Genomic DNA, 16,451 nt, shown 5'->3' with positions numbered 1-16,451 from the left:
CTGATTCGTTATCGTTTTTAGTGTAGCGTTTTTAATAGGTTACTCAAAAAGAAAGGAGAGCCTTAGCTCTCCTTTTATCATTAATTTCACAGCCGGTTACTGAGTTGTACCATCTGTTTTGGTATTGGCATCATCCCCCACTTTGTCATTCGGGTCGGGACATTTGCCATCTTTACACATGGAGTTCTTATGAACTTCATCTTTACTCATGCTGTCATGATTCATGGTGCCGGAGTCGGTACCGTTGGGGTGCAGCATGGTGCCGCCGGTGTTGGTGTTTCCATTATTGATCTGACTATTATCGACATTGTTCGGGGCGACGTTCTGTTTGGCATCAGGGGCGACCTGGCCTGCCGCCGCAGCCGCATTCGCGTCACCGTTGCTGTCTGAGGTGCCCGTTTCGGCGGCCAGGACGCTGCCGCTGGCAAGGGTAAGGGTGGCGGTCAGGAAGAGGGTTGCCAGTTTTGTCATTTTCATCATGGTGCTCCTGTTCTTGTCGTTACGCTGGATAACTTTCTCCAACAGTGCATCTTTTTCAGAGGCGAAAGATTCCACCATACGGACTTACGTCAGTCGGGAATCGCGTTTAAGCGTGTAAAATTGGTTGTTACAGTTAAAAAGCTTAGGTTAGATCTCGTTTTTCGCTATTTTGTGGCGATTTTTAGGCGAATTCCAGGAATTATCTGCGTGAAGTGTAAAACCGTGTTTACACTTCATGACCGACAAGATAGATTGAAAGGATTGCTTTCATTACTAAAGATATGGCAGAGCTGGAAAGAAAATGAATTATCAGAACGACGATTTACGCATTAAAGAGATCAATGAGTTATTACCTCCTGTAGCGCTCCTTGAGAAATTCCCCGCCACTGAAAATGCCGCAAACACGGTTTCTCATGCTCGTAAAGCGATCCATAAGATCCTGAAAGGTAATGACGATCGTCTTCTGGTGGTGATTGGCCCGTGCTCGATTCACGATCCTGCTGCCGCGAAAGAATACGCAGCCCGTCTGCTCATCCTGCGTGAAGAGCTGAAGGACGAGCTGGAAATCGTCATGCGCGTCTACTTTGAAAAACCGCGCACCACCGTGGGCTGGAAAGGGCTCATTAACGATCCGCACATGGATAACAGCTTCCAGATCAACGACGGTCTGCGCATTGCGCGCAAGCTGCTGCTGGAGATCAACGACAGCGGCCTGCCTGCGGCCGGTGAATTCCTGGACATGATTACGCCGCAGTACCTGGCAGACCTGATGAGCTGGGGGGCAATTGGTGCCCGCACTACTGAATCTCAGGTTCACCGCGAGCTGGCGTCCGGTCTCTCTTGTCCGGTGGGGTTCAAAAACGGCACTGACGGCACCATCAAGGTCGCCATTGACGCTATCAATGCTGCAGGTGCACCGCACTGCTTCCTGTCCGTGACCAAGTGGGGTCATTCTGCCATCGTTAACACCAGCGGTAACGGTGACTGCCATATCATTCTGCGCGGCGGCAAAGAGCCGAACTACAGCGCAAAACATGTGGCCGAAGTTAAAGTCGGGCTGGAAAAAGCCGGGCTGCCACCGCAGGTGATGATCGATTTCAGCCACGCCAACTCCAGCAAGCAGTTTAAAAAGCAGATGGAAGTGGGCGCAGACGTCTGTCAGCAGATTGCCGGCGGTGAGAAGGCGGTGATTGGGGTGATGATCGAAAGCCATCTGGTTGAAGGTAACCAGAACCTGGAAGGCAGCGAGCCGCTGGTGTATGGCAAGAGCGTGACCGATGCCTGCATCGGCTGGGACGATACCGACGCCCTCCTGCGCCAGCTGGCTAGCGCAGTGAAAACGCGTCGCGGTTAATTCTGACGGCTCAAATAAAAAAGCGCGGACGGTTCCGCGCTTTTTTTATGGCCAGCGAAATTACTTCGCTTTACCCTGGTTCGCAACGGCCGCCGCTTTCGCTGCGATTTCGTCCGCGTTACCCAGGTAGTAGTGTTTGATTGGCTTGAAGTTTTCGTCGAACTCATACACCAGCGGTACGCCGGTTGGGATGTTCAGTTCGAGGATCTCGTCTTCACCCATGTTGTCGAGGTATTTCACCAGCGCACGCAGGGAGTTACCGTGAGCCGCGATGATCACGCGCTCGCCGCTTTTCAGGCGTGGCAGAATGGTTTCGTTCCAGTAAGGCACAACGCGGTCGATGGTCAGCGCCAGGCTCTCGGTGGTTGGCAGCTCAGCGTCGGTCAGTTTCGCGTAACGCGGGTCGTGGCCCGGGTAGCGCTCGTCATCTTTGGTCAGCTCTGGTGGGGTGACCGCGAAGCCGCGACGCCACTGTTTAACCTGCTCGTCACCGTATTTCTCAGCGGTTTCCGCTTTGTTCAGGCCCTGCAGCGCACCGTAGTGACGCTCGTTCAGTTTCCAGGATTTCTCAACCGGCAGCCAGGCCTGGTCCAGTTCGTCCAGCACGTTCCACAGGGTATGGATGGCACGTTTCAGCACAGAGGTGTAAGCAAAATCAAAGCTGAAGCCTTCTTCCTTCAGCAGTTTACCTGCTGCTTTTGCTTCGCTTACGCCTTTCTCGGACAGATCAACGTCGTACCAACCGGTAAAGCGGTTTTCGTTGTTCCACTGGCTTTCGCCGTGACGCACCAGAACCAGCTTAGTAATAGCCATCTCTTACTCCTCAAGCATTTTTAGAATGATAACAATTCTCATTATATTGCCGTGGCCGTGCCAGCAGCAACGCTTAACCCTAACCATAGCGAAAATAGTCTCTGAGTGTAAGATGCTTGTGAATCCAGGGTTATGATTTTGTCTGCGATCGGCGCTATTTTCAGCAAGGCGCGCAGAAAAAAGCCCTCCAGAGGGAGGGCTGAATATTAATGGGGAATAAAATGATATTCCGTCACGCTAACGTACTCTTCACCCGGGCGCAGCACGCAGTCCGGCTGCGGCCATTCCGGATGATTCGGGCTGTCCGGCAGGAACTCGCTCTCCAGCGCCAGGCCTTGCCAGTCGCTGTACTCTTCGTGTTCGCGCGCCGTTGTGCCGCCGAGATAGTTACCTGAGTAAAACTGCAGGGCAGGGGCGGTGGTATACATCGTCATCTGCAGCTTCTCATCCGCAGACCAGACCTGTGCGGCAGGTTGTTTCACATCACCTTTGGCCTGCAGCAGGAACGCGTGGTCGTAGCCTTTCACCTTGCGCTGATCGTCATCGCTCAGGAAATCCTGGGCGATCGTTTTCGCGCGGCGGAAATCAAAGCTGGTCCCGCTCACGTCTTTGAGCCCCTGATACGGAATGCCCATTTCGTCAACCGGCAGATACGCATCCGCCAGGATCTGCAGCTTGTGCTCACGCACGTCGCACTGGTTACCGTCCAGATTAAAGTACGCGTGATTGGTCAGGTTGACCGGACACGGCTTGTCGACCGTCGCACGGTATTCAATGGCGATACGGTTGTCGTCCGTCAATGTAAAGCGCGCGGAGGCGATAAGGTTACCCGGGAAGCCCTGATCGCCGTCCTGCGAATCCAGCGAGAACAGCACTTCGCCGTCATTTTGACGAACAATCTTCCAGCGGCGTTTATCAAAGCCTTCCGGGCCGCCGTGCAACTGGTTTTCACCCTGGCTTGGAAGCAGGGTGTACTGCACGCCGTCGAGTTCAAAACGGCTCTTCGCAATGCGGTTCGCATAGCGCCCTACGGATGCGCCCAGATAGGCAGGCTGATTAACATACTGCTCGGGTGAGGCGCAGCCGAGCAGGGTTTCGCGCACGCTGCCGTCCGGCATCGGTACGCGGGCTGAAAGAAGGGTTGCACCCCAGTCCATGAGCGTAACCACCATCCCCGCGCGGTTGCGCAGGGTTAACAGGCGATACGGCAGACCATCCGGTGCGAGGGTAGGTGTTTCGTTTAGCACTGTCCGGCTCCTTGTGATGCTTTGCAAACATAGAAGGTTTCTTTGATACCTGTTTTCGCTTCGTACTGCTTCGCCACGGCGTCCTGTACGGCAGGGACCAGCTCTTCCGGAACCAGCGCAACGATGCAGCCGCCAAAACCGCCGCCCGTCATGCGTACGCCGCCTTTGTCGCCAATGACCGCTTTGACGATCTCCACCAGGGTGTCGATTTGCGGAACGGTGATATCAAAATCATCGCGCATGGAGGCGTGAGATTCTGCCATCAGCTCACCCATGCGTTTCAGGTCACCTTTCGCCAGCGCGGAGGCGGCTTCAACGGTACGGGCATTTTCCGTCAGCACGTGACGAACGCGTTTGGCGACAATCGGATCCAGTTCGTGCGCCACTTTGTTAAATTCATTGAGCGTTACGTCGCGCAGGGCGGACTGCTGGAAGAAGCGGGCGCCGGTTTCGCACTGCTCGCGGCGGGTGTTGTACTCGCTGCCCACCAGCGTGCGCTTAAAGTTGCTGTTGATAATCACCACAGCCGCGCCTTTTGGCAGGGGAACGGCTTTGGTGCCAAGCGAGCGGCAGTCGATCAGCAGCGCGTGCTCTTTTTTGCCCAGCGCGGAGATCAGCTGGTCCATGATGCCGCAGTTGCAGCCCACGAACTGGTTTTCCGCTTCCTGACCGTTCAGGGCGATTTGTGCACCATCCAGCGGTAAATGATAGAGCTGCTGGAACACGGTACCCACCGCCACTTCGAGCGAGGCCGAGGAACTTAATCCCGCCCCCTGCGGCACGTTGCCGCTGATGACCAAATCGGCGCCGCCGAAATTTTTATTACGCTTCTGCAGATGCTTCACCACGCCGCGCACGTAGTTAGACCACTGCTGGCTGTCGTGCGTCACAATCGGGGCATCGAGGGAAAACGCGTCCGTCTCATTACCGTAATCCGCCGCAATCACACGAACCTGACGGTCGTCGCGCTTCGCGCAGCTGATGACCGTCTGGTAATCGATGGCGCACGGCAGGACGAAACCGTCGTTATAGTCAGTGTGTTCACCAATCAGGTTAACGCGACCAGGTGCCTGAATAATATGGGTGGCAGGGTAGCCAAATTTCTCAGCAAACAAGGATTGTGTTTTATCTTTCAGACTCATTTTTTAGACTCCTGATTCGCGATAGTGGACGTCGCTAACGGCACGCAGACGTTCTGCCGCTTGTTCCGCCGTCAGATCACGCTGGGTTTCCGCCAGCATTTCGTAGCCCACCATAAATTTACGTACCGTCGCAGAGCGCAGCAGCGGCGGATAGAAATGGGCATGCAGCTGCCAGTGCGGATTCTCTTCCCCGTTAAACGGTGCGCCGTGCCAGCCCATGGAGTACGGGAAGGAGCACTGGAACAGGTTGTCGTAACGACTGGTCAGTTTTTTCAGCGCCAGAGCAAGGTCGTCGCGCTGCGCGTCGCTGAGTTCGGTGATGCGCTGTACGTGCGCTTTCGGCAGCAGCAGCGTCTCAAACGGCCAGGCGGCCCAGTAAGGGACGACGGCCAGCCAGTGTTCGGTTTCCACCACGGTACGGCTGCCGTCTGCCTGCTCACGCTGCGCGTAATCCACCAGCATCGGCGAGCCGTTTTCCGCGTAATACGCTTTTTGCAGACGGTCTTCACGCTCGGCTTCGTTAGGCAGGAAGCTGTTCGCCCAGACCTGGCCATGCGGATGCGGGTTGGAGCAGCCCATTGCCGCACCTTTATTTTCAAACACCTGTACCCACGGATAAGTCTGACCCAGCTCGGCGGTTTGCGCCTGCCAGGTGCTGACCACCTCTTTCAGTGCCTCAACGCTCAGCTCCGGCAGCGTTTTGCTGTGATCGGGAGAGAAGCAGATCACGCGGCTGGTACCGCGCGCGCTTTCACAGCGCATCAGCGGATCGTGGCTTTCCGGCGCGTCCGGCGTGTCGGTCATCAGGGCGGCGAAATCGTTGGTAAACACGAAGGTGCCTTGGTAGTCCGGGTTTTTATCCCCGGTCACGCGCGTGTTGCCCGGACAGAGGAAGCAGTCCGGATCGTGCTGCGGCAGGGTCTGTTTTGCTGGCGTCTCCTGCGCCCCCTGCCAGGGGCGCTTGGCGCGATGCGGAGAAACTAAAATCCATTGCCCGCTTAACGGGTTAAAACGACGATGCGGATGATCGACGGGATTAAATTGCGTCATGACGGATCCTTAGTCCGGATAGCCTTGCGGGTGGCGTGACTGCCAGTGCCAGGTATCCTGTGCCATTTCATCAAGCGTGCGCGTAACACGCCAGTTAAGCTCTTTGTCGGCTTTGGTGGCGTCGGCCCAGTAAGCAGGCAGATCCCCCTCACGACGCGGTGCGAAGTGGTAGTTCACCGGCTTGCCGCAGGCTTTGCTGAAGGCATTGACCACGTCCAGCACGCTGCTGCCGACCCCGGCGCCGAGGTTGTAAATATGCACGCCAGGTTTATCCGCCAGCTGCTGCATGGCGGCAACGTGGCCGTCTGCCAGATCCATTACGTGGATATAGTCGCGCACGCCAGTGCCATCTTCGGTGGGGTAGTCATTGCCAAAAATCGCCAGCGAATCGCGACGACCGACGGCAACCTGCGCGATATACGGCATCAGGTTGTTCGGAATGCCCTGCGGATCTTCACCCATATCGCCTGACGGATGGGCACCGACCGGATTGAAGTAGCGCAGCAGCGCGATGCTCCACTCCGGCTGGGCTTTTTGCAGGTCGGTCAGGATCTGCTCCACCATCAGCTTGCTTTTGCCGTACGGGCTCTGCGGCGTCCCGGTCGGGAAGCTTTCAACGTAAGGAATTTTGGGCTGATCGCCGTAGACGGTGGCGGAAGAGCTAAAGATGAAGTTTTTGACGTTGGCCGCACGCATGGCGGAGATGAGACGCAGGGTACCGTTGACGTTGTTGTCGTAATACTCGAGGGGTTTTGCAACGGACTCCCCGACGGCTTTCAGACCCGCGAAGTGGATCACCGCTTCAATGGCGTGGTCGTGAAGGATCTCGGTCATCAGCGCTTCGTTGCGGATGTCGCCTTCCACGAAAGTCGGTTGTTTACCGCCAAGACGTTCAATCACAGGCAGCACGCTGCGCTTACTGTTGCACAGGTTGTCGAGGATGATGACGTCGTGACCGTTTTGCAGCAGTTGCACGCAGGTATGACTACCTATGTAACCGCTACCACCTGTTACCAGAACTCGCATATTTCGCTCCATTGGGCTTATGGTATGTAATAACCATAGCATAACAGAGACGCAAAAAGTGTGACATGGGATAAAATAGTGGAATCGTTTACACTGTTTTTAAAATCCGATTTTCAGCTACCGTGAGGCATTGTAGATCAACGGGATAGCAATGTCTTAGTGCAGGTTATCTGAAAAACGGAGGGCGGTGCCCTCCGGGGGTCAATCGATTTTGCTTTGCAGATAACGATAGTGTTCACCATCCGGAACAAACTCCAGGCGATGCGTGATGCAGGAGGGGGCATCTTCGGCATGATGTGAAACAAACAGCAGCTGCGTTTCACCTTCGCTAATCAGCACGTCCACAAAGCGGCGGATAAGCTGTCGGTTCAACGGGTCGAGTCCCTGCAGCGGTTCGTCGAGGATCAGCAGCGTAGGGTGTTTCACCAGCGCGCGAACGATCAGTGCCAGACGCTGTTGCCCCCACGACAGGCTATGAAACGGCGCGTCAGCGACCCGGTTGTCCATGCCCAGGATATCCAGCCACTGCTGGGCCAGCTTGTGCTGTTTGTCCGACACCGCCTGATAAATGCCGATCGAGTCAAAATACCCTGAGAGGATCACGTTGCGTACCGTGGTACTGACCCGATAATCCAGATGCAGGCTGCTGCTGACATAGCCGATATGTTTTTTAATATCCCAGATGGTTTCGCCGCTGCCGCGACGCCGACCGAACAGCGTCAGATCGTTGCTATAGCCCTGCGGGTGATCGCCGGTGATCAGGCTCAGCAGCGTGGATTTCCCCGCGCCGTTGGGGCCGACAATCTGCCAGTGCTCGCCCGGATTGACCGTCCAGCTGAGGCGGTTAAGAATCGGGCGATCGTCGTAAGCAACCATCCCGTCACGCAGCACGATGCGCGGCTGGTGGGGGTCAAGCGCATGGCGGGCCGAAGGGGCGTCAGGTTCCGGAAGGGTAATACCGTCGAGCTGTTCGCTGTGGGCGAGCTGGGCAATCAGCGCCTGCTTAAGCAGCGCGGTTTTTTCGCCGGTCTCGGTCAGGTTACAGTCGGCCAGGACGCCCGCGTGCTGGATAAAATCCGGAATTTCATCGAAGCGGTTAAGCACCAGCACGAGGGTATATCCCTGCTGATTAAGCGACGCCAGCAGGGACGCCAACTGCGCCCGGGACTGCACGTCAAGACCGTCGAACGGTTCGTCCAGAATAAGCAGTTCAGGTTGGCTCATCAGCGCCTGACAAAGCAGCGTTTTTCGCGTCTCGCCGGTCGAAAGGTATTTAAAGCGCCGGTCCAGCAGAGGGGTGATACCGAACTGTTCTGCCAGGCGCTCACAGCGGGCGGGGTCTTTCACCTCATCCTGTATAATTTCTGCGGTCGTACGGCCGGTATCGTCTTCGCCAGGGCTGAGCAAATCGGTGTTGTTGCGCTGCCACTCGTCGCTGACCAGCTTTTGCAGTTGTTCAAACGACAGGCGCGTCAGGCGCGTAAAGTCGCTCTGATATTCGCCTTTAAGGAGGTTGAGCTCTCCCGCCAGCGCACGGGCCAGCGCAGATTTACCGCTGCCGTTGGAGCCGACAAACGCCCAGCTTTCACCCGCGCGTAGTGTCAAATCAGCAATCGTCAGCGTTCGGGTATCGCTAAGACGAAACGTGCCTTGCGAAATATGCAATGATGACATGATTTATCCCTGTTTTTGCAGCACCAGATATCAGGGATACGCACTGTCGGTACGATTGTCAATGCGCTCAGCACAAAGTGGCGATAATCACCCTGTCCGCGTTGAAATACGCGGTGACGATAGCACCTTCTTCTAAGCCGTCCGACTCGCTGAGCGGTAGGGTCGCGCAAAGCGGTTGCCCGTCTGCCAGGGTCATGAGCACTTCGCACTGCGCCTGGCCGCGTTCGATGTGGCTGATGGTGCCCTTCAGCTGGTTATCTGCTGCCTTTGCCGCATCGGGATCGCGCGTGATAGTGACCCACGGCGCCTTCAGCAGCACCAGCACCTCTTTACCTTCATCCAGTTCAAGACGTTCCGCGCTTTGCGCCGTTATGGCGGCTTTCAGGCGGGTGGTGCCATCGGCAAGCAGGATCTCAATATGCTCCTGTATCTGCAGATTATCGCGCGCCGTCACCGTTCCAAACCACTGGTTACGGGCGCTGGTTTGTAGCGAGAAGCGGGAAATGGCGGCCAGCAGACTGTCCAGTGGCACGTTATCGTCATCGCTTAACACATCGAACGCTTTTTGCTGAATCTGGGCCAGCAGCTCGTAAAGCTGAATCAGGCGCTGTCCATAACGCGTCACGATCGCACCGCCGCCACCTTTGCCGCCCGTGGCTCTGTCCACCAGCGGCTGTTCGCTCAGGGTGTTCATTTCGTTGATGGCGTCCCAGGCGCTTTTGTAGCTGATGCCCGCGTTTTTCGCCCCCTGGCTAATTGAGCCTGTTTGTTCTATTTGTTTAAGCAGGGCGATACGTCGCGGATCGGCGAAAAGCTTTTGCTGAAGTCGGAGTGTGAGAAGAATTTCGGCCTGCATAACAGTGTCCTGGCAAAAAGGGTATTGTGACCCAAATGGTGCAGGGCGCAAAGGGTACCGCACAAAAGGGGATGTTTTTCTCAGTTGAAAGGGTAGAATACGCTATTCACAATATCTGGAGAAAACCATGTTAGAGTTGTTGAAAAGTCTGGTATTCGCCGTGATCATGGTACCAGTAGTGATGGCCATCATCCTCGGTGCCATCTACGGCCTGGGTGAAGTGTTCAACGTCTTTTCGAACATTGGTCACAGAGACCAGGCTAAAAAGCAGCATTGATTCCCCCCAAAACGCCCGGCTTGCCCGGGCGTTTTGCTCTCAAGATTTTCCCGTTTTCGCCGATAATATTTAACGTATCACACCGGTTTACCTCTTCAGCGGTACGATTTAACGCTGGGATCTCCCTGACGTTACCGTTATATTGATGTGTATATAACGATACTCACAGGAGTTAAAAATGACACGTACCTGGGTACGCCTTTTCGCAGGGGCAACGCTGACGCTTTCACTTACCGGCCACGCGCTGGCGGACGACGGTAAAATCACGGTCTTTGCGGCGGCGTCGCTGACCAACGCGCTGCAGGATATCGCGGCGGCGTATAAAAAAGAGAAAAACGTCGAGGTGGTCTCCTCGTTTGCCTCTTCCTCGACGCTGGCGCGCCAGATAGAAGCGGGCGCACCAGCGGATCTGTTCATCTCTGCCGATCAGAAGTGGATGGATTACGCGGTGGAGAAGAAAGCGATTGAGGCGGCAACCCGCGAAACGCTGCTGGGGAATAGCCTGGTTGTCGTGGCGCCAAAAGCCAGCGCGCAGGCTGACTTCACCATCAACAAAGAGACCCACTGGATAAGTCTGCTGAACGGCGGGCGTCTGGCGGTGGGCGATCCGGAGCACGTTCCGGCCGGGATCTACGCCAAAGAAGCGCTGCAAAAGCTGGGCGCGTGGGAGACATTGTCGCCGAAGCTGGCTCCGGCGGAAGATGTCCGCGGCGCGCTGGCGCTGGTGGAACGCAACGAAGCCCCGCTGGGCATTGTGTATGGCTCTGATGCCGTAGCCAGTAAAGGTGTGAAAGTGGTGGCAACGTTCCCGGAAGACTCCCACAAGAAAGTGGAATATCCTGTTGCGATTGTTGATGGACATAAAAATGCGACCGTGACGGCCTTCCGCGATTATCTGACGGGGCCGGAAGCGTCCGCAATCTTTAAACGTTACGGATTTACGACTCACTGATGATATTGACCGATCCTGAATGGCAGGCTGTTCTGCTGAGCCTTAAAGTCTCTTCCCTGGCGGTTGCGCTGAGTTTGCCCTTTGGGATCTTCTTTGCCTGGTTACTGGTTCGCTGTCAGTTTCCCGGTAAAGCGCTGCTCGACAGCGTGCTTCATCTTCCGCTCGTGTTGCCGCCCGTGGTGGTCGGTTATCTGCTGCTGGTTTCGATGGGGCGGCGCGGTTTTATCGGCGAGAAGCTCTACGACTGGTTTGGGCTGACGTTTGCGTTTAGCTGGCGCGGTGCGGTACTGGCGGCAGCGGTAATGTCATTCCCGCTGATGGTGAGGGCGATCCGCCTCGCGCTGGAAGGCGTGGACATGAAGCTCGAACAGGCGGCGCGTACGCTGGGTGCCGGGCGCTGGCGCGTCTTTTTCACCATCACGCTTCCCCTGACGTTACCCGGCATTATTGTCGGGACGGTGCTGGCCTTCGCCCGCTCGCTGGGCGAGTTTGGCGCGACGATCACGTTTGTGTCGAACATCCCTGGCGAGACGCGAACCATTCCCTCGGCCATGTATACCCTGATTCAAACGCCGGGCGGTGAAGGCGCGGCGGCGCGGCTGTGTATCATCTCAATCGTATTAGCCCTGGTATCGCTGCTGGTGTCGGAATGGCTGGCGCGGCTCAGCCGTGAGCGGATGGGGAAATAAGCATGCTGGAACTGAATTTCACTCAGACGCTGGGAAACCATACCCTGACGCTTAACGAGACGCTGCCTGCAAGCGGTATCACCGCCATTTTCGGCGTGTCGGGGGCGGGAAAAACGTCGCTGATAAATGCCATCAGCGGCCTGACGCGCCCGCAGTCAGGACGGATTGTATTGAATAACCGCGTTCTGAATGACGTGGAAAACAAGGTGTATCTGTCGCCGGATAAACGCCGCATCGGCTATGTTTTCCAGGACGCGCGCTTATTCCCGCATTACAGCGTGCGCGGCAACCTGCGTTACGGCATGGCGAAAAGCATGGCCGGGCAGTTTGATAAACTGGTGACGCTGTTAGGCATTGAGCCACTGCTCGACAGATTACCCTCATCGCTTTCCGGCGGAGAAAAACAGCGCGTGGCCATTGGCCGCGCGTTGCTGACCGCACCCGAACTGCTGCTGCTCGACGAACCGCTGGCCTCGCTGGATATTCCGCGCAAACGTGAGCTCCTGCCCTACCTGCAGCGCCTGACGCGGGAAATTAATATTCCAATGCTCTACGTCAGCCATTCGCTGGATGAGATCCTGCATCTGGCCGACAAAGTGCTGGTGCTGGAAGAGGGCAGCGTTAAGGCGTTTGGCAACCTGGAAGAGGTCTGGGGCAGCAGCGTCATGCACCCGTGGTTACCCCGGGAGCAGCAGAGCAGCATCCTGAAAGTGAGCGTGCTGGAACACCACCCGCACTACGCGATGACGGCGCTGGCGCTGGGCGATCAGCACCTGTGGGTCAATAAGATCGACAAGCCATTACAGTCCGCGCTGCGTATTCGTATTCAGGCATCTGACGTTTCGCTGGTGCTGCAGCCGCCGCTGCAAACCAGTATTCGAAATATCCTGCGCGCCAAAGTCGCGGAGTGTTTTGATGATAACGGCCAGGTGGAAGTGAAGCTCGAGGTGGGAAGCAGAACGCTCTGGGCGCGTATCAGCCCGTGGGCCAGGGATGAGTTAGGGATCAAACCTGGCCTGTGGCTCTACGCGCAAATCAAGAGCGTCTCGATCACCGCCTGATTACAGCAGGTGGGTATAAATGTACTGCGCGATGCTGTCGGTGGTGTTGTCGCCAATCACCACGTTAGCGCGCGCTTTTACCGCGTCGTCGGCATTGCCCATCGCCACGCCCGTACCGACGGCTTCCAGCATGCTGATGTCGTTGTAGTTGTCGCCGAAGGCGATCGCGTCCTGCATTGACCAGCCCTGCGATTCCACATACTGCGTCAGACGCTTGCCTTTGCTGTTGCCTTTGCGGGCAATATCCACCTGATCGTGCCAGGACCATTCGCACTCCAGACCCAGCGTCTGTTCCACGTGTTTCGCGAAGGCATTCAGTTTGGTCGTGTCTTCATCCGTCAGGGCGAATTTCCAGATAGCCTCAACGTCCTGGGCTGCCTGACGCAGGGAAGATACCTGAGTAAAGACCGGACGCTGCGCTTCAGGCAGGGACAACGCCCAGTTGCTGGTGCGCACCACGTGGCCGGTTGGGCGCTCGTACACCATCGCGTTATCCACGTACATCAGGCCGTGAATGGCATGCTCATCCAGCAGATCAATCAGTTGCAGCGCCTGGGTAACCGGCAGCGGGTCGGAGGCTAAAACCTTTTTTGCCTGATAATCATACAAATAAGTGCCATTACAACAAATTGCAGGTGTATCTAACGCCAGTGCCTGATAAAAAGGGTGAATGGCAACGTGATGTCGACCCGTTACGATAAGGAGTTGATATCCCGCTTCCTGTGCGCGTTTAAGCGCTTCCAGAGAAGAGGGGAGAAGGGTTTTTTGCGGCGTCAGTAAGGTACCGTCTAAATCCAGAGCAATCACACGCGAGGTCATTTGTTTTTCCGGGTTAATATTGAATTTACGTTTTGATGGGATGGTACACCGAGAGGCGAACGCTTCAAAACTCCTGTCGACAATTCAGCATTCACCGTCAAAAGTTAACTACTTTCATGCGCAGTGAGGAGTGAATATTCATGAAACAAACCGTTTATACCGCCAGTCCTGAAAGCCAGCAGATCCACGTCTGGCGTTTAAATACCGAAGGGACACTCACGCTGGTTCAGGTTGTTGATGTGCCAGGCCAGGTGCAACCGATGGTTATCAGCCCGGATAAACGTTTCTTGTACGTGGGTGTGCGCCCGGAGTTCCGCGTGCTGGCCTATCGCATCTCTCCGGACGACGGCGCGCTGACTTACACTGCCGAAGCCCCGTTGCCGGGCAGCCCAACCCATATCTCAACCGATCGTAAAGGCAACTTTGTCTTCAGCGGCTCTTATAACGCGGGCTGCGTCAGCGTAACCCGTCTTGAAGATGGCATTCCGGTCGAAACCGTGGATGTGGTGGAAGGGCTTGAAGGCTGCCACTCGGCGAATATCTCTCCGGATAACCGCACGCTGTGGGTGCCTGCGCTGAAGCAGGATCGTATCTGCCTGTTCACCCTGAGCGACGATGGGCACCTGGTGGCGCAGAGTCCTGCTGAAGTCACGACGGTAGAAGGTGCAGGCCCGCGTCATATGGTCTTCCATCCGAACCAGCAGTACGCCTACGTGGTCAACGAACTGAACAGCTCTGTGGACGTATGGGAACTGAAAGATCCAAACGGTCAGATTGAGTGCGTGCAGACGCTGGACATGATGCCGTCTGATTTCTCCGACACCCGCTGGGCGGCAGATATCCACATTACGCCAGATGGCCGTCATCTGTACGCTTGTGACCGTACCTCCAGCCTGATTACCGTGTTTAGCGTTTCCGAAGACGGCAGCGTGCTGGCGGTTGAAGGCTTCCAGCCGACGGAAACCCAGCCGCGCGGCTTTAATATCGATCACAGCGGCAAATACCTGATTGCGGCGGGGCAGAAATCCCACCATATCGCGCTGTATGAAATTAAAGGCGAGCAGGGTCTGCTGGAAGAGAAAGGGCGCTACGCCGTAGGCCAGGGGCCGATGTGGGTGGTGGTTAACGCTCACTAAGCGGGTTAAAACAAAAACCTCGCGAGTGCGAGGTTTTTTTATGCCCGGTGGTAGCCGGGTGAGCACATCAAAACGTAACCAACATGGTCATCATAATGTCGACTCAAGGCGAAGTAAATTCATCGTCAACGAAGGACAAAGAACATAGAATGATTATCGGTTGTTATTTTTAAAATAATCAGTTGGTTAGATGCATTTTCTTTATAAATTCCTAAACTGATTTTATCTGTTTTTATGTACAGTAGTGATTTGATATCATTCTGTCCGTTGGCTTGATGTGTTGCAGTTCCGCAATTCAGGATCCGTATTCAGTCCTGGCTGTCGGGTGGTGCCGACAGTGCCTAAACTGCGGAGCACATCAAAACATAACCAACACACCTCTGATGACAGGCAGCGGAAAGGTAAATCAGGGGAGAAGTGCTCTATACCAAAGGAGTGGCGTATGAGCGGTGTGGAATGGGCAATTCTGTTCCTGCAACTCATGGTTGCGATTATGCAACTATTGGATGCGTATCTTAAGTTTGGAGCCTGACGCATTCAGTCGCAGTAAAAAGGGGGATTAAACTCCCCCTTTTACTCTCATCTTATTACTGCTTCGGCTCAGCAACCACTTTGCTACCCAGACCGCGGTTGTTGTACTCCCACATGCGGTTGAAGTTAGCGTCGTTCAGGTTACGCTGCACGTTCCCTTTATCGTCCACCGCACCGGTATTGCCGGAGAACGGACGTTTGGAGATCGCCGCATCCGCCCACGGTTTCGCCATGTTGAAGCCTTCGTTGATCACGCTGTCGCGGATCACAACCTGACCGTTGGTCGCAGCGTCCACGTCCAGGGAGCGTCCCAGCTGCGCCACGCCGTCACCGGCAGCGTTGAAGCGGCTGTTCACGGCCAGGAATCCGAAGAAGAGGTTCGACTGGGTTGCCGGAGCAAACACGTAACCTTCCTGCTGAGTGCGTGAGTTCACCACGCGGAAATCGGTGTTATCAAATACCACCGCGCCGCGGCCGGACACCAAATCCACATCACCTTCAACGTAGCTGTTGGTCACCAGCGTACGGGTCAGACGATTATTCTGCAGCGTGTTCTGTACACCGCTGTTGGTCACGAAGAAGGTGTTCTGACGACCCAGAATGTTGACGTTGTTAATCTGCACTTTATCGCCATCGCTGCGCAGCGCGACGGCCTGGTGGTTACCGGCGTCAACGCTGTCACCCAGGGTATTCTGGATGGTCAGGTTCTGCAGCTGCAGACCGTTATTCTGGGACCAGAACACCGCAGAGCACATCACGCCAATGGTGGCAGCACGCTTGCTCTGGCAGTTATCAAACATGTACCACGCCGGTTTACCCGGCATATATTTACCGGCCGGGTTCACCAGGTGACGCCAGGTGTTGCTGTCGATTTCGGAATCAATCGCCAGGCCAATTTTTACGTCGATCGCTTTTTCGCCCAGACCGTAAAGCGTAATGCTGCCCGGTGCCGCCGGAACATACACGGTGCCTTCATAATCCCCTGGCAGGATCGCGATGTACTGGCGAGACGCGCTGTGTTTCGTGATGGCCGCATCTACCGCAGCCTGAATCGAAGTATGCGTCACACCCTGCGCACCCGCCGGGCCAACCACGAAGTCAGGCTGTTTCGGCAGGTTAATCGAAGACGGGGTCCACGGCGCAGCGTTAGGATCCATCGACGAGAAGTAGTGCGCACGGTCGAAATTCTTCGCTTCATCAGCGGACAAAATCGGGCGGGAGGCGGTACCGGGCGCGACCTGCTCAGAAGGCCGCTGATCCGGTGGGGTTGAACTGCATGCGGATAATGTCACGCCAAAGGCGAGTGCTAACGCCAGACGGGAAATCCTGGAAATGTTCAAGGTG

17 protein-coding genes are annotated in these 16,451 nt (G+C 55.8%); 7 read left to right on the top strand and 10 right to left on the bottom strand.

The genetic code is table 11. The features are described from left to right. Nucleotides 1–96: 96 nt before the first annotated feature. Nucleotides 97–477, bottom strand: coding sequence for a protein YbgS (locus CWR52_RS05700; protein WP_104950895.1), 381 nt, complete (start codon nt 475–477; stop codon nt 97–99). Nucleotides 478–781: 304 nt separating this feature from the next. On the opposite strand from CWR52_RS05700, the gene aroG reads away from it, so the two are divergent. Then, nucleotides 782–1,834: a 3-deoxy-7-phosphoheptulonate synthase AroG gene (aroG, locus tag CWR52_RS05695; RefSeq protein WP_104949093.1), complete on the top strand. Its 1,053-nt coding sequence runs from the start codon at nt 782–784 to the stop codon at nt 1,832–1,834. Between the two features lie 60 nt (nt 1,835–1,894). On the opposite strand, the gene gpmA is transcribed toward aroG, so the two are convergent. The 7 genes from gpmA to modE all read right to left on the bottom strand — a co-directional run bounded on the left by gpmA (nt 1,895) and on the right by modE (nt 9,642). After that, nucleotides 1,895–2,647 carry a 2,3-diphosphoglycerate-dependent phosphoglycerate mutase gene (gpmA, locus tag CWR52_RS05690; RefSeq protein WP_008501111.1) on the bottom strand — a complete coding sequence of 251 codons (753 nt, stop codon included), beginning with the start codon at nt 2,645–2,647 and terminating at the stop codon, nt 1,895–1,897. Nucleotides 2,648–2,853: 206 nt separating this feature from the next. Next, a complete protein-coding gene (gene galM, locus CWR52_RS05685; RefSeq protein ID WP_104949092.1) occupies nt 2,854–3,894 on the bottom strand; it encodes a galactose-1-epimerase in 1,041 nt (346 codons plus the stop codon). Continuing rightward, nucleotides 3,888–5,036 carry a galactokinase gene (gene galK / locus CWR52_RS05680; protein WP_104949091.1) on the bottom strand — a complete coding sequence of 383 codons (1,149 nt, stop codon included), beginning with the start codon at nt 5,034–5,036 and terminating at the stop codon, nt 3,888–3,890. Before galK ends, galM begins: the two co-directional genes overlap by 7 nt. Nucleotides 5,037–5,039: 3 nt before the next feature. Beyond that, entirely contained in the window at nt 5,040–6,086 is a 1,047-nt protein-coding gene (gene galT, locus CWR52_RS05675; protein ID WP_104949090.1) for a galactose-1-phosphate uridylyltransferase, read from the bottom strand. Nucleotides 6,087–6,095: 9 nt separating this feature from the next. Beyond that, on the bottom strand, nt 6,096–7,112 hold the full coding sequence (gene galE / locus CWR52_RS05670) for a UDP-glucose 4-epimerase GalE (RefSeq protein WP_048026980.1): 1,017 nt from the start codon (nt 7,110–7,112) through the stop codon (nt 6,096–6,098). 201 nt (nt 7,113–7,313) lie between these two features. After that, entirely contained in the window at nt 7,314–8,786 is a 1,473-nt protein-coding gene (gene modF / locus CWR52_RS05665; protein WP_104949089.1) for a molybdate ABC transporter ATP-binding protein ModF, read from the bottom strand. A 67-nt stretch (nt 8,787–8,853) separates the two neighbouring features. Then, nucleotides 8,854–9,642 (bottom strand): molybdenum-dependent transcriptional regulator, encoded by a 789-nt coding sequence (gene modE / locus CWR52_RS05660; protein ID WP_104949088.1) that lies wholly within the window; start codon nt 9,640–9,642, stop codon nt 8,854–8,856. Between the two features lie 127 nt (nt 9,643–9,769). Here modE and CWR52_RS05655 point away from each other — a divergent pair, with 127 nt between their 5' ends. From CWR52_RS05655 to modC, 4 genes are all read left to right on the top strand, one after another. Then, complete coding sequence (locus CWR52_RS05655; protein WP_008501118.1) at nt 9,770–9,919, top strand: AcrZ family multidrug efflux pump-associated protein; 150 nt, start codon at nt 9,770–9,772, stop codon at nt 9,917–9,919. A gap of 178 nt (nt 9,920–10,097) precedes the next feature. Continuing rightward, a complete protein-coding gene (gene modA / locus CWR52_RS05650; RefSeq protein WP_104949087.1) occupies nt 10,098–10,871 on the top strand; it encodes a molybdate ABC transporter substrate-binding protein in 774 nt (257 codons plus the stop codon). After that, complete coding sequence (gene modB / locus CWR52_RS05645; protein WP_045909470.1) at nt 10,871–11,560, top strand: molybdate ABC transporter permease subunit; 690 nt, start codon at nt 10,871–10,873, stop codon at nt 11,558–11,560. Before modA ends, modB begins: the two co-directional genes overlap by 1 nt. A gap of 2 nt (nt 11,561–11,562) precedes the next feature. After that, on the top strand, nt 11,563–12,621 hold the full coding sequence (gene modC / locus CWR52_RS05640; protein ID WP_023292995.1) for a molybdenum ABC transporter ATP-binding protein ModC: 1,059 nt from the start codon (nt 11,563–11,565) through the stop codon (nt 12,619–12,621). Here modC and CWR52_RS05635 read toward each other — a convergent pair whose 3' ends face one another. Further along, nucleotides 12,622–13,440 (bottom strand): pyridoxal phosphatase, encoded by an 819-nt coding sequence (locus CWR52_RS05635; RefSeq protein ID WP_104949086.1) that lies wholly within the window; start codon nt 13,438–13,440, stop codon nt 12,622–12,624. Nucleotides 13,441–13,580: 140 nt separating this feature from the next. On the opposite strand from CWR52_RS05635, the gene pgl reads away from it, so the two are divergent. Beyond that, a complete protein-coding gene (gene pgl / locus CWR52_RS05630) occupies nt 13,581–14,576 on the top strand; it encodes a 6-phosphogluconolactonase (RefSeq protein WP_104949085.1) in 996 nt (331 codons plus the stop codon). A 442-nt stretch (nt 14,577–15,018) separates the two neighbouring features. Then, complete coding sequence (gene tisB, locus CWR52_RS23550) at nt 15,019–15,108, top strand: type I toxin-antitoxin system toxin TisB (protein ID WP_023332440.1); 90 nt, start codon at nt 15,019–15,021, stop codon at nt 15,106–15,108. A 55-nt stretch (nt 15,109–15,163) separates the two neighbouring features. On the opposite strand, the gene CWR52_RS05620 is transcribed toward tisB, so the two are convergent. Beyond that, nucleotides 15,164–16,447 (bottom strand): putative acyl-CoA thioester hydrolase, encoded by a 1,284-nt coding sequence (locus CWR52_RS05620; protein ID WP_104949084.1) that lies wholly within the window; start codon nt 16,445–16,447, stop codon nt 15,164–15,166. Nucleotides 16,448–16,451 lie beyond the last annotated feature (4 nt).

Source organism: Enterobacter sp. SGAir0187 (assembly GCF_002952735.2).
Taxonomy (GTDB): Bacteria; Pseudomonadota; Gammaproteobacteria; order Enterobacterales; family Enterobacteriaceae; genus Enterobacter; species Enterobacter quasiroggenkampii.
This window is presented reverse-complemented; position numbering and strand designations above follow the sequence as displayed.

Excerpts from the sequence above, each read along its gene's own strand:
- CWR52_RS05700 (WP_104950895.1), bottom strand. The coding sequence starts at position 477 with ATGAAAATGACAAAACTGGCAACCCTCTTCCTGACCGCCACCCTTACC.
- pgl (WP_104949085.1), top strand. The coding sequence starts at position 13,581 with ATGAAACAAACCGTTTATACCGCCAGTCCTGAAAGCCAGCAGATCCAC.
- tisB (WP_023332440.1), top strand. The coding sequence starts at position 15,019 with ATGAGCGGTGTGGAATGGGCAATTCTGTTCCTGCAACTCATGGTTGCG.
- galT (WP_104949090.1), bottom strand. The coding sequence starts at position 6,086 with ATGACGCAATTTAATCCCGTCGATCATCCGCATCGTCGTTTTAACCCG.
- modC (WP_023292995.1), top strand. The coding sequence starts at position 11,563 with ATGCTGGAACTGAATTTCACTCAGACGCTGGGAAACCATACCCTGACG.
- aroG (WP_104949093.1), top strand. The coding sequence starts at position 782 with ATGAATTATCAGAACGACGATTTACGCATTAAAGAGATCAATGAGTTA.
- gpmA (WP_008501111.1), bottom strand. The coding sequence starts at position 2,647 with ATGGCTATTACTAAGCTGGTTCTGGTGCGTCACGGCGAAAGCCAGTGG.
- modE (WP_104949088.1), bottom strand. The coding sequence starts at position 9,642 with ATGCAGGCCGAAATTCTTCTCACACTCCGACTTCAGCAAAAGCTTTTC.
- CWR52_RS05655 (WP_008501118.1), top strand. The coding sequence starts at position 9,770 with ATGTTAGAGTTGTTGAAAAGTCTGGTATTCGCCGTGATCATGGTACCA.
- galK (WP_104949091.1), bottom strand. The coding sequence starts at position 5,036 with ATGAGTCTGAAAGATAAAACACAATCCTTGTTTGCTGAGAAATTTGGC.
- modB (WP_045909470.1), top strand. The coding sequence starts at position 10,871 with ATGATATTGACCGATCCTGAATGGCAGGCTGTTCTGCTGAGCCTTAAA.
- CWR52_RS05635 (WP_104949086.1), bottom strand. The coding sequence starts at position 13,440 with ATGACCTCGCGTGTGATTGCTCTGGATTTAGACGGTACCTTACTGACG.
- galE (WP_048026980.1), bottom strand. The coding sequence starts at position 7,112 with ATGCGAGTTCTGGTAACAGGTGGTAGCGGTTACATAGGTAGTCATACC.
- modF (WP_104949089.1), bottom strand. The coding sequence starts at position 8,786 with ATGTCATCATTGCATATTTCGCAAGGCACGTTTCGTCTTAGCGATACC.
- modA (WP_104949087.1), top strand. The coding sequence starts at position 10,098 with ATGACACGTACCTGGGTACGCCTTTTCGCAGGGGCAACGCTGACGCTT.